At 34.0% G+C, this 13951-nt stretch carries 7 protein-coding genes; 3 read left to right on the top strand and 4 right to left on the bottom strand.

All coding sequences use genetic code 11. From position 1 onward, the window contains the following. Nucleotides 1–484: 484 nt before the first annotated feature. Both J8M14_RS22845 and J8M14_RS22840 read right to left on the bottom strand, forming a co-directional pair. Nucleotides 485–2782, bottom strand: coding sequence for an FdhF/YdeP family oxidoreductase (locus tag J8M14_RS22845; protein ID WP_211077157.1), 2298 nt, complete (start codon nucleotides 2780–2782; stop codon nucleotides 485–487). A gap of 88 nt (nucleotides 2783–2870) precedes the next feature. After that, nucleotides 2871–4928 carry a putative porin gene (locus tag J8M14_RS22840; RefSeq protein WP_211077156.1) on the bottom strand — a complete coding sequence of 686 codons (2058 nt, stop codon included), beginning with the start codon at nucleotides 4926–4928 and terminating at the stop codon, nucleotides 2871–2873. 136 nt (nucleotides 4929–5064) lie between these two features. Between J8M14_RS22840 and J8M14_RS22835 the strand changes: the two genes are divergently transcribed. From J8M14_RS22835 to J8M14_RS22825, 3 genes are all read left to right on the top strand, one after another. Further along, on the top strand, nucleotides 5065–5667 hold the full coding sequence (locus J8M14_RS22835; protein ID WP_211077162.1) for a ribonuclease HII: 603 nt from the start codon (nucleotides 5065–5067) through the stop codon (nucleotides 5665–5667). An 82-nt stretch (nucleotides 5668–5749) separates the two neighbouring features. Continuing rightward, complete coding sequence (locus J8M14_RS22830; protein WP_211077155.1) at nucleotides 5750–8218, top strand: ribonuclease HII; 2469 nt, start codon at nucleotides 5750–5752, stop codon at nucleotides 8216–8218. A gap of 411 nt (nucleotides 8219–8629) precedes the next feature. Next, on the top strand, nucleotides 8630–12556 hold the full coding sequence (locus tag J8M14_RS22825) for a reprolysin-like metallopeptidase (protein ID WP_211077154.1): 3927 nt from the start codon (nucleotides 8630–8632) through the stop codon (nucleotides 12554–12556). A gap of 60 nt (nucleotides 12557–12616) precedes the next feature. On the opposite strand, the gene J8M14_RS22820 is transcribed toward J8M14_RS22825, so the two are convergent. Both J8M14_RS22820 and lipB read right to left on the bottom strand, forming a co-directional pair. Further along, entirely contained in the window at nucleotides 12617–13147 is a 531-nt protein-coding gene (locus J8M14_RS22820; protein WP_211077153.1) for a hypothetical protein, read from the bottom strand. A gap of 65 nt (nucleotides 13148–13212) precedes the next feature. Then, on the bottom strand, nucleotides 13213–13929 hold the full coding sequence (gene lipB, locus J8M14_RS22815; RefSeq protein WP_211077152.1) for a lipoyl(octanoyl) transferase LipB: 717 nt from the start codon (nucleotides 13927–13929) through the stop codon (nucleotides 13213–13215). Between the last annotated feature and the right edge of the window lie 22 nt (nucleotides 13930–13951).

Raw genomic sequence — 13951 nt, 5'->3', positions numbered from 1 at the left:
CAATATCCCGTTTTGCCTGCTTGCCCCTTTTGGTAAGCGGGTGCAAACATACAACCCTTTTTCTTTCTGACAACACTTTTTTTTAACTTTTTTTAAAAGTTTTTTAAACCTTTAAAACCAAACAAAAAAAATCATTAAAACCAGTAAAACTATATGTTTAGATCATAAATTGTCAATGAACAATTGCAAAAAAACTAAAAATTAACATAGCTTGTTTTTGCGGGTGCAAACATACAACCCTTTTCCTATTCAACAACACTTTTTTTGAAATATTTTTTATATCTTTTTTCATTACATCATAACACCTTGATAACATACAATTTGCAACGATAAAAATATTACTAAAATCATACTCAAATTAAAAATTGCGTCAGGGATGGCAGTGACATCCTTTTTTGATGTCTTTTTTATGATTTCATAAAATTCGAAAAAGACATCAAAAAAGATATAACGGACAGCCCGCCCGGGCGCCCTAATCATTATATTATACTTTCTGCATCTCTACTATAATAGATTTACTAATCGGAGTATGACTTTTATCTGCGTAGTGATTGTAAGGAACTAAGACATTGGTTTCAGGAAAGTATGAAGCTAAGTTACCTGAAGGAATATGATAAGGAATGACTAAAAAATTGTGTGCTTTTCTTTCTTTATCATCATAACGACTTATCAAATTAACTACATCAAGCTTCTTTAGATCGTATTTATCCATATCTTTTTGATTCATCAGAACCACTCTTCTTTCATTATATACTCCTCTATAGCGATCATCTAAACCATATATAGTAGTATTAAATTGATCATGTGAACGAATGGTCATTAGTATAAATTCGTGCTCTTGCAGTTTATGGTTCGGAAGATCGCAGATGCTGAATTGCGCTTTTTGGTTAGGCAGTTTACTAAAATCCAAATCTCTTACATTATTTGGTAGATAAAAACCAGCTCCTTTGGACCTTTCATTGATACTTTTAAAACCTTTAATTACTAATTCAATTTTTTCTCTAATTAAATTATAGTCCTCACTTAGATTTTTCCAGTTTACCTGATGTTCTGCTTTAAAATAAGTATTAGCAATTCCTCCTATGATTTCGGGTTCACTTTTTAAGTTGCCGGAAGCAGGAGTGAGCATACCCTTTGAACGATGAACTTTACCCATACTATTTTCTACAGTAAAAAACCTTGGCTCTCCATTCTTTACATCCAGTTCTGAACGACCAAGTGTTGGTAATATAAGTGCTGTTTTACCTGTAATTAGGTGTGTTCGATTAAGCTTAGTACTGATATTGACCGTAAGATCACAATTCTGAAGTGCTTGTGCTGTGTATTCTGTATCGGATGCTGCTGATAGAAAATTACCTCCCAACGCTATGAAGACTTTGGCTTTTCTTTCATACATTGCTTTAATAGCGTGCACCGTATCTAACCCTTCATTGCTTGGGGGTGCGAATCCAAATGTTTTTTCTATTGCTTGGTTTAGTGCCGGAGAAACATGATGCATAATCCCTACGGTTCGATCACCTTGCACATTACTATGACCTCTTACCGGACAAGTTCCTGCGCCTGGTTTTCCTAAACTACCTTTTAATAAAAGAAGATTCACACACTCCTTTATATTATTGACACCATTTTTATGTTGTGTCAATCCCATAGCCCAACAAATGATAATTTTATCTTTGTTAGCTAACAGCTCTACAACTTGATCAATCAATTGTTCTTGAACACCACATTGCGCGAGCAACTCTTGTTCTGAGTAGCTTTCTACATCATTTAGCAATTCTTGATAACCCTGAGTATATGTTTTTATAAATTCATGATCAAAAACATCTTTCCTTTCTTTATCTAATGAATTTAGTTTCTTAATGATTAATTTTAAAAGTGGTACATCCTGATTTATCTTAACCTGGAGATGAATATCTGTTAATTTGGTTCCGGAAGATAAAACTCCTTTTACTTCCTGAGGATTTTTGAATCGAATTAAGCCTGCTTCTTCCAGAGGATTAATACTTATAACTTTTCCTCTATTTTCTTTACATTTTTGCAAAGCTGATAACATCCTGGGGTGATTAGTCCCAGGGTTTTGGCCAATTACCATAATAACTTCGGCTTGATCAAAATCTTCTAATTTTACAGATCCTTTTCCTATCCCAAGTGTTTCGCTAAGCGCCACACCACTAGATTCGTGACACATATTAGAACAATCCGGCATATTATTAGTACCAAATGCTCTGACAAATAGTCCATATAAAAATGCTGCTTCGTTACTAGATCTTCCTGAAGTGTAAAAAACTCCTTCATCAGGCGAATCTAATTTATGCAATTCATCTGCTATTAAATTATAGGCATCTATCCACGAAATAGGTTTATAATTTACGCTATCAGGCTTCAACACCATTGGCTCTGTCAATCTTCCACTTTTACCAATTTCATAATCAGACCATCTGGACAACTCTTCTACAGAATATTTAGCAAAAAAATCCTTATCTACTCTCTTATTAGTAGCTTCTTCTGCCAACGCTTTTACTCCATTCTCACAATACTCTCCTAACCTAGAAGGCTTATCCGGATCCGGCCAAGCACACCCAGGGCAGTCAAAACCATCTTTTTGATTCATATGGGAAAGTGTACTTAGAGATTTTACTACTCCCATTTCTTTGAATGCGTGCTGAAGTGCAACTTTTACAGCTGGAAGTCCAGCAGCATATTCTGCAGGTTCTTTTAATTTTATACCTGTAAAATCGTGTGGCCCGAGAACTGAAACATTCCTTTTTTTGGTATTACTCATTGGTTTTCATAATGAAGCTGTGAGATTACCAAAGGTACAAGTAAATGTTGAAAAGTAATATATATGGAAAGTAAAACAGTAATGCCCTCTATAAAAAGAAATTCCAAACCAACCCAAAACGAATCACGGCATCACGTGGTGCATATCCCGGAGCTGAGAATTCTTTGTTCTGGCTAAATGCTTCTCCAAAATTTTCGACTTTAAAGTAAATACGGGTTTGCCTGATTTTTGCATTAAAAAAAATATCGAATTGAGGAAAGCCCCCAAAAGTATGATTGTTAGCTTCAAAAAATGCAATTTCTTCATCGCTTTGCACGTAAAACTCCGCTAATACAGGATCATAACCATCTGCATCATATTCCGAATAGTACTTAAAAGTAACCCCAGTTTGCAAAAACAGTGCTTTTTTGAACCAACGGTCTTCGTAGTACAAGCTATTACGTGTTACGATCTGCGGAACTCTATATACATTATCTCCTTCAGATACATTTTGATACATTATTGTATTATCGATACCTAACCAACCAAATTTAATTGCCTGATTTAACTTTACTTTTAGCAATTTTACATTTCCGTCATGTTGTCTTGCAACAGTTGCTGAATCCGCAGTTTTAGTAAAATAAGTATAATTATCAATTGTAGAATAACTTGCTTCTATACTTGCTATTTTTTTAGCCTTAAGATTCAATTGTATTTTTTGTGTTTCAGTATTGGAGAAATCGTTTTTCCAATTATAGTTTATATAATCACTTTGATGTAGTAAAAAATTATAGTTTGGTGCTACGGAACTAGAACTTATAGCTACGCTTCCTCCATATTTCTTATTAAACTCATATCCTGCTCCTGCATTAAAATAATTACCATCAAAATCATCAGATGAAACAATACTTTTTCCGTTAGCAAAAAGCTGAAAACCTTTGTAATACTTTTCATACTCCCCTCCTATTGATACTACATTTCCTTTGAGGCGATTAGTGATTTCAGTTTGGCTATCACCTTGTCCTTGTGTCAAAACAGAATCATATCCATAATTATAATCTGTATATCCTCCAAAAATTTTGAGATCTCCTAACCATTTATTCGAAAAGCCAATACCTATTTCATTAGTAAAATCTTCTAAAGCTACTTTATGCCTAAGTGCTGCTTCAGTTACATATGATTCTCCTAACAGATTATCAGGTGCAACAGCAGCTTGATCATACTGAAAAGATTTATCCGTAATATCCAAAATATGATCAATATATAAGTCTGTTGAAGAACTATCATTTTTCTTAATTAGTGCATATTTATGATCCAGATAAAACCTTTTCCCTTTAAGAACACTTTCAGCATCTTCAAAATTTACCGTAATTGTTGCTCTATCTGCAAAACGTCTTCGTTGTTCATTTGTTCCCAGAGCTCCCAAACCAAGATACTCTTCTATTCCTGATGTTTCACTTCCACCTTGTGGTTCAAAAGACAACCCCCCATTTTCCTCATTTGTCAAATCCTGAGATACAAAATGCGTTCTTAGAAAATACCTGTCATTTTTTGTTTTATAATTAGCAGTTGTTCTAAAGTTTCCGCTACTTGTAAGTGCATGTTGATATTTACCTAAAGACCTAACTCCTTTATAAGCTACTGAAAGATTAAGTCTAGGTGAAGTATTTACAGTAAAAAAAGCATCTAATTGCTGACCTTGTTCGAAAGTAGTTTTAAAATATAATTCAGTTAACGGAGTCGGAACTTCATAATAGTTAATATCCTCAGTTTCCATAAAATTGAAATGACGTGATCTTGCCCCAAAAAGCGGCAACAAATGATCATATTCTTCTACCTTAACCAGACTGTTATACGCTTGCCCAACGTTATTAAGAGGTTGTAACCCAAAATCATCTTTTCTGAGATAGTTAAAATTATAATCTCTCTGTATAGTCAATGTAGTATCTACATAGGTTGTATCTCTCTTAAAATTAATAATTTTATAATCTGTAACTGGCGGCTTCTTTTTTTGGTCTGCAGAACTAGCACCTCGTAAAGATCGGTTATTTAATTGATCGCCTCTTTTGGTTAACGTTCCTCCTTCTAGTTCTTCCTGATCTCTTGTCTGAGCCACCGAGGTAAAGGTTACCAAAAGTGTTATAATAAATAGTATGCGTTTTTTCATTTGAATGTTAAACTGTGGCAAAAATATACTTTTTTAACGAAAGTAAATGATACAAATTGCTTGTTTACAAAATGACGTTTTTGTCGATTTTTAAAAATTGTTTTTTGATATTATGTTCATACTGTATATTAGCACCATGCTAGCATTAAAATTAAATCCTAATCATATAGAATGTGGCACGGACGAAGCCGGTCGAGGCTGTCTTGCCGGCCCTGTCACGGCGGCAGCTATAATCCTACCTGATGATTTCAGTAATGAAGTCTTAAACGACTCTAAGCAACTTAGCGAAGCTAAACGCAGAAGATTAAGACCACTATTAGAAGACTGTTCTATCACCTATAGTGTTACACATATCTTTATGGAAGAAATTGATGAGATCAATATTCTAAACGCTTCTATATTAGCTATGCAAAGATCTATTGAAAAACTAACACCACAACCAGAACATATTATTGTGGATGGAAATAAATTCAAACCATATCATAATATACCACATACCTGCGTTATAAAAGGCGATGGTAAATTTCTAAATATTGCTGCCGCTTCTGTATTGGCGAAAACATATCGGGATGAGTTTATGGAAAAAATCCATGAAGAATTCCCAATGTATAATTGGAAAAAAAACAAAGGATATCCAACAGCAGAGCATCGAAATGCCATAAGAAAGTACGGTATTACTAAATACCACAGAAAAAGCTTTAGATTATTACCTGAACAATTGGCACTGGATTTTAAATAATTATCTTTGATCCGTGTAGATTGCGTTTTTGATAAAAAACACCAATACTGATCATCTAAAAGGAAAACAAATTAACTGCAAAATGAAAAAAATAGTCGTAGTTCTACTATCCACCATTTTTCTAGCCTGTAATACCTCAACCAAAAAATCCAGCTCTCTCCTAGATTATATACCCAAGAATGCGCAGATAGTTATTAAAATTAACGATCTGGAACAAACCAAAAATAAACTACGTGATAACAACTTTGTGAAAAACAATAATCAGATTGAGTTATTCAGTTATTTTAAAGACCTTACTATTCTCGAAGAAACTAATAAGACCAATAGTTTATTATGTTTTTCACCTATAGGCAAGAATGATTTTGAATATACATATATCTCTAAATATGATCCAAATCTTATTAAAAAAGACTCTCTTGGACAGAAAAAAATTGAAACCATTAACTATTCAGAAAAGGTCATCCATAAAATAACTTCTAATAACAGCACTATTTTTGCCACTAGACAGGATAGTATTTTGATCGCCTCTTCTTCTCAATTGCTGATCGAAAATGCAATCCGCCAACAAGAAAATGCTTTACCAATAAGCAAAGATCTCGAAAAAGCATATGAAGTATCTGGGATAGATAATGCATTTTCGGTTTTAATTAATGGAAAAAAGCTTAAGAACATTCATGACTCTTTCTTTCCAGAGATCGAATTAAAAAGTGTATCAAATTTTAGTGGTTGGGCTTCTGTAGACGCTACTATAGAACAAAATGCAATTTTCCTGGACGGTATAGCTATGGAAAAAGATTCATTATCTAGTAGAATTGGGATTTTTGATAATACCATCCCTCAAGAAAACAGAATTGCAAGAATCACTCCTATTACCGCCAAAGGTTTTGCTTCTTATACATATGATGATTTCGAAATTTTAAAAAGAAATCTGGCTTTAGCTCAGGAAAGAGACATTAGTGATATACCCAACGATCTAGATGAAGTGCTATCAGGAACTTCTGAGATAGGTATGATTTTTCTCGAAGATGAAAATGTATTTACCTTAACCACTATAGATCCTCAAACCATTGAAGAGAGTTTAGGAGGGCAAAAATCCAGCACCTATAGGGATATTCCTATATATAGTTACGATTACCCAATTACTTTTTCAGGTGTTTTAAATCCTTTAATAAAGAATTTTGACACTAAATACTATATAGCTTATGGAGAGTTTATCATATTTGGCTCTTCAAAAAAAACATTGCAAACCATTATTGCAAATATTCTAAACAAAACGGTACTCCACGAACAAAGTTATTATAAAAAGACTACAGAGAAACTATCTGATGAAGCTTCGATTTTACTTGTTGGTGATATTAAAAACATTAAAGATTATATATCTGAAAATGCTAAAGAAGAATACAAAAAACAATGGGATGAATTAAACCACAAAGGATATCAAACCGCTATACTGCAATTTATAAAAGAAAACGATTTTGCACATATCCATGGAGCTTTCCAAAAAAGCGTTGAAAAAGGCGCTGCAACCTCTGTAACACAAACTGCATCTACCACGTTAGAAAATAAGATTCTTAACAATCCTATTTTGGTGAAAAATCATAGAACCAAAGGCATGGATGTTGCCATCCAGGATATAGAAAATAATCTGTATCTAATTTCTGATAAAGGAACTATATTCTGGAAAAAACAGATTGACGGTGCAATCCTTGGAGATATTAAGCAAATAGATATTTATAAAAACGGTCGATATCAACTACTTTTTTCTACAGCGAATACGCTCTATTTATTAGATCGTGATGGGAAAAATGTAAGTCCATATCCCAAAAAGTTTGAAAAAACGATTACTCAACCACTTTCTTTATTTGACTATGACAAAAATAAGCGTTACCGTATACTGATCACTCAAGCTAACGAGGTAAAAATGTTTAGTGCAGAAGGTGAAATCGTAACAGGATTTGGCTTTTCTGGGACTGAAACTAATTTAATAGACACACCAAAACATATTCGTATTGGAACAAAAGATTACATCCTTCTTTCTGAAGAAAATGGGAAGCTAAATATTCTTGACAGATTAGGTAGAACTCGTGTAAATGTAAAGGACAAGGTTAGTTTTTCTAAAAATCAATGGTATCAATACCAAGATAAATTTACTTCCATTACTAAAGAAGGTGATCTAATTCAAATTAAAGAAGATGGAACCTCAGCAATTCAAAATCTAAACCTTGGAGAAAATAGTGGTATTGTAGCAACTAATAAAACCTTGGTTACTCTATCTGAGAACAAATTAACGATTAAAGGAAGAACTCTGGAACTGGATTTTGGAGTCTATACTGAACCAAAATTGTTCTACATCAAGAACAAAATCTATATTTCAATTACCGATATCCAGAGCAAAAAAGTATATCTATATGATAGTAATGCTGAACTGTTTCCTAATTTTCCAGTATATGGTAATTCTGCAATGAGTCTAGGTAATATGGATAAAGACCCTAACTTAGAGTTTGTAGTGAAGGGAGAAGACAACGGTATTCTGATTTATCAGATAAACTAAAAGTAAGAGCGCTTTTCAATTCTTACCATCCGGTAAAAGAACAGATATACATATCAAAAAAAACCTGAGGTATTTATATCTTGTGGTTTTTTTTAGCTTTTTTCCTGACGATACGATAACCTTTCTAAAACTTTATACATAAAGTAGGATGTAGTCGTTATTAAACCCCAACATTTTTTAACAAAATAAGTAAACCTATAATATTTCATTGTCTTTCCAAAGGCTTTTTTGAATACAATAGAAATCCACACAAGTCGTTTATTGAATAAAGCGTTTTTAACATTTATTTAGTATTTCATAAACAATTTTAAGTCAATGTGTTAAACATAATTTCATAAACACTAAAACTCATTAATTAGAGTTGTAGTGGTTATGGTATAAATTTACTAACACACAAAAACAAACTCAACTATGAAAGAAAATATTTTTAATAAAATACTGATGCTCACATTTTTAACATTCAGTATTGGTGCAAATGCCCAGATGTGGACTCCTGTTTCACAAGCCAAAACTCAAACCAAAACCAAAGAGCTTAGAAAAACTACACCAAACAATTATCAACTATTTAACCTAAACACCGAGCAGTTAAAATCTATTCTAGGTAATACACCTTCTAGAACACAACAAAAAAATTCAGGAGTTATCATTAATCTTCCAACGGTGAATGGAGAGCTTCAAAAATTCAAAATCCTGGAAGCTTCTATATTTGAAGATGGTCTTGCAAAAAAATTTCCTGACATAAAATCTTACGTAGGTCAAGGGATTGATGATCCAACTGCTAGAGTAAGATTTAGTTTTTCTAATGTTGGTTTACATGCTATGATTTCTTCAGGAAAACATGGCACTATATTTATTGACCCATACACTAAGGACAAGAGGAGTTATATTTGCTATGCAAAATCAGATCTGCCATCTAGCCCAGATAACTTTGAATGCTTGGTAGAAGATAATTTTTCATCAGATATTACTAATAAAATACTTACCACAGCAAAAAACGCTAATGACGGCAAACTAAGAACTTTCAGACTAGCTGTTGCCTGTACAGGAGAGTATTCTCAATTTCATATAAGTAATCAAGGAATTAGCTCAGGTGCATCCGATCAAGTAAAAAAAGCGGCTGTACTTTCTGCCATTAATACTACGATGACTAGAGTAAATGGTATTTTCGAAAGAGATTTATCTGTGACTATGATTCTTGTAAATAACAATGATGATATTATCTTTTTAGACTCCAATACGGATAACTTAAGCAATAATAGTGCAGGTTCATTAATCAATGAAAGTCAAACGGTTTGTGATAATTTTATTGGATTTAATAATTATGATATAGGTCACGCTTTTAGCACTGGTGGTGGTGGATTGGCGCAGCTTAGATCTCCTTGTACAAGATCTAAAGCCAGAGGTATTACTGGTAGTAGAAGACCAATCGGAGATAGTTATGATGTAGACTATGTGGCTCACGAAATGGGACATCAATTTGGAGGTAATCATACTCAAAACAATAGCTGTCAAAGATCTAGTGCATCTGTAGAGCCAGGAAGTGCTTCTACAATTATGGGATATGCAGGTATCTGTTCTCCAAACGTTCAGAATAATAGTGATGCGTATTTTCATGCAATAAGCATTCAAGAAATGTGGCAAAACGTATCACAAGGAAATAGTACTTGTGGATCACAAAGTAATACTAACAATACTGCTCCAACTGCTAATGCTGGACAAGATTATACCATTCCGGCATCTACACCTTTTATTTTAAAAGGTAACGCATCTGATCCTAATTCAGGAAATGTTCTTACTTATTGTTGGGAACAGATGGATTCGCAACCAGCCACTATGCCTCCATCTGCTACTTCTACAAATGGCCCTGCGTTTAGATCATTAACTCCTACTACTTCTCCTGATAGATATATGCCTGCATTAGCAACAGTCATTTCTGGACAAACATCTTCTACTTGGGAAGTTGTTCCTTCTGTGAGCAGGACAATGAATTTTAGATTAACTGTAAGAGATAATGTATTAGGTGGAGGAAGTACGGATAGTGATAATGCAAGAATTACGATTGCTGGTGCAGCCGGACCTTTTGTGGTTAACTCACCTAACACTAATGTAAGTTGGTCTGTGGGCTCTACACAAATTGTTACTTGGGATGTTGCCGGAACAACAGGAAACGGTATTAATGCTGACAATGTGGATATCTTATTATCTACAGATGGTGGTAACACTTATACTACTACAATTATATCTTCAGTACCTAATGATGGTTCTCAGAGTATCACTGTACCCAATGCGGTAGGAACTCGTAATAGAATCATGGTTAGAGGTTCAGGGCATATTTTCTACGATATTTCTAACAGTAACTTCGAAATTACTCCTGGTACTGGTGGAGATACTCAAGCTCCATCAACTCCTACAGGATTAACAGCTTCTAATATCACACAAACAACGGTAAGTTTAAATTGGAATGCTTCAACCGATAATGTTGGAATTGCTGGATACGATGTATATCAAGGAAATACTATAATCACTACAGTTGCAGGAACTTCTTTTCAAGTAACCGGATTATCTGCTGATACTGCATATAGTTTTAGGATAAAAGCTAAAGATGCTGCCGGTAATGAATCTAGTTCTAGTAATGTGGTCAATATTACAACACTTCCGCAACCAGATACTCAGGCTCCAACAACTCCAACCGGATTAGCTGCTTCTAATATCACCCAAACTACAGTTGATTTAAATTGGAATGCTTCAACCGACAATATAGGTGTAACAGGATATGATGTATATCAAGGAAATACTGTGATCACTACAGTAGCCGGAACTTCTTTTCAGGTAACCGGGTTATCTGCAGATACTACGTATAGCTTTAGCATTAAAGCAAAAGATGCTGCTGGCAATGAATCTAATGCAAGTAATATAGTAAATGTAACTACACTTGCTCCAACAGATACTGAAGCACCAACTGCTCCAACAGCACTTACGACTTCTAATATCACACAAACAACAGTTAACTTAAGTTGGAACCCTTCTACAGATAATATAGGCGTTATAGGATATGATGTGTACCAAGAAAATACGGTGATTGCAACAGTTACCGGAACTTCTTTCCAGGTAACCGGTCTATCTCCTGAAACTGCGTATAGTTTTAGTATAAAAGCAAAAGATGCTGCTGGTAATGAATCTAGTGCTAGTAATGTGGTAAATATAACTACACTTCCGCAACCAACAGGTGATTGTGGTGTAAACGGAGTATCGTCTTTTCCTTATGAAGAAAGTTTTGAGAACACTTTAGGACAGTGGAATCAAGCTGTAGGAGATGATTTTAACTGGACTGTAGATGCTAATGGTACCCCATCAAGAAATACAGGACCTTCTGCTGCTGCCAAAGGAACATATTATGTTTATATGGAGTCTTCAGCTCCTAATTATTCTTCAAAAAGAGCTATATTGAATTCTCCTTGTTTTGATTTAACTACGCTTACAGCGGCTAAATTCTCTTTTCAATACCATATGTATGGAGCTTCGAATATGGGGAGTTTAGCATTAGAGGCAAGTAATAATAATGGTAACAGCTGGGATGTTATCTGGTCAAAATCAGGCAATCAAGGAAATGCTTGGCAATCTGTAGATGTTGATTTAAGCCAATACATTGGATCTAGTGTTCAATTCCGATTTAATGGTATTACTGGTACCACTTGGAGAGGTGATATGGCAATTGATGATGTAGAATTGACCGCTGGTGGAGCACCTGATAATTGTAAGAATGTTACACTAACTATTAATTTTGACGATTATCCACAAGAAACGAGCTGGCAAATTACTGATAGCAATAATCAGGTTATTGCGTCTGGAGGAACATATCCATCACAACCTGATGGTTCCACTTTAACTTTTATAGAATGTTTAGATCCAGGAACATATACACTGACAATAAATGATAGTTATGGCGATGGTCTTTGTTGCGCATATGGTAATGGATCTTATTCATTAACCCTAGAAGGAACAACATTAGCTTCTGGAGCATCGTTTGGAAGTTTTGAATCCACTACTTTCACCATAGGTGATAGTGTTAGAGCTTCGACTATTGATAATAAAGTAACTACAGATCCAATAGAGATTTTAGCTTACCCTAATCCAGTAGGTCCTGGTAGAGTTCTAAATGTTTTTGCTGCTAAAGAAAAAACTACTTATAATATAGTAAATATGTTAGGACAAACTTTATTAAAAGGTGATCTAGACAAAAAGGAAATTAGTACAGCAGAATTACCTAATGGAGTTTATATTCTAAAACTTAATCTTGGTGGAGGTAAATCAAGATCTATTCAATTTATACAACAATAGGCATAGAATAACCTATTGAAGATATATTAAAAAGAGGCATTTTCAATGCCTCTTTTGTTTTTATAGCTTTACTGTTTTTTTGATTCTCGAAATTCTATGCGAGATTTCATTAAGTTCAAAGGATAAATCAATAGAAATTTCATCTTTTGACTTCTGAAAACTCAAATTTCCTTCATTAACTTTATAATATCCTGCTTCATCTCTGCAAAAACATTCTTTACCAAAAATCAAATTTACATCAGCTAACTTATCACCCTCAAGATTTAAGACATCTACTTTCTCATCAATTTCGAAATAAATAGTTTCAGAATAATCCCCATCAGCTGTTCCTTCAGGACCTTTTCTAGAGAAAGCATACTCAACAACAATATGATTCCCGTCTTCGATTACAGGATATAATTTATCTATGGTGTCTTTTTTTAGTATTAATGAAGAATTATAATGTAATTGTATCTTACAATTACCGTCCGTGGGGCAGAGAACCTGGTTAATTTCAATTTCTGGTTTAGTCTCAGTACTTGCGAGTGAATTATTAGAGGATTTACAAGATAATATAAATGTAAGTGCAACTAAAAAAAGATATCTTTTCATGATGTTGAATAAAAGAGTTTAAAACAGTAAAACCTTTTATTCTCTTTTTTAGTATCGAGAAGGAATTAAGCTTCTGTTTTTTCTTTTACTAATTCAGCTTCAAACAGGATGGCAAAATGTCTCAGCAATTTTTCTTTCACTTCTTCTTCGTCTACTTTTTCTAATCCTAACTCTACGTGAAGAGAAGTAACTGCCTTATCATTAATACCACAAGGAATGATATTATCAAAATATCCTAAATCAGCATTAACATTTAGTGCAAAACCATGCATAGTAACCCAGCGGCTTGCCCGAACACCCATCGCACAAATCTTACGAGCAAATGGTGTACCTACATCCAGCCATACTCCCGTTTCACCTTCACTTCTTGTGGCACTAATACCATACTCTCCAAGTGTTCGAATCACCATTTCTTCTAGAAAACGAAGATATTTATGAATATCGGTAAAGAAGTTATCAAGATCCAGAATCGGATATCCCACAATTTGTCCTGGTCCATGGTAAGTAATATCACCTCCTCTATTTATTTTATAGAATGTAGCTCCTTTATCTTTTAGCTGTTGTTCGTTTAAAAGAAGGTTGCTAATATCTCCACTCTTACCTAGCGTATATACATGTGGATGTTCTACAAAAAGAAAATAATTAGGTGTAACCAACCCAGCATCTTCTCTACGGTTTTTGATTTTTGTATCCAAAATTCCTTTGAAAAGTTCCTCCTGATAATCCCAGGTTTCTTTGTAATCTTTATGTCCTAATTCCTGTATTTCAATCTTCTTATTCATCACTACAAAGATACGAGATTAA

This window comes from Aquimarina sp. MMG016, assembly GCF_018100805.1.
GTDB lineage: Bacteria > Bacteroidota > Bacteroidia > Flavobacteriales > Flavobacteriaceae > Aquimarina.
This window is presented reverse-complemented; position numbering and strand designations above follow the sequence as displayed.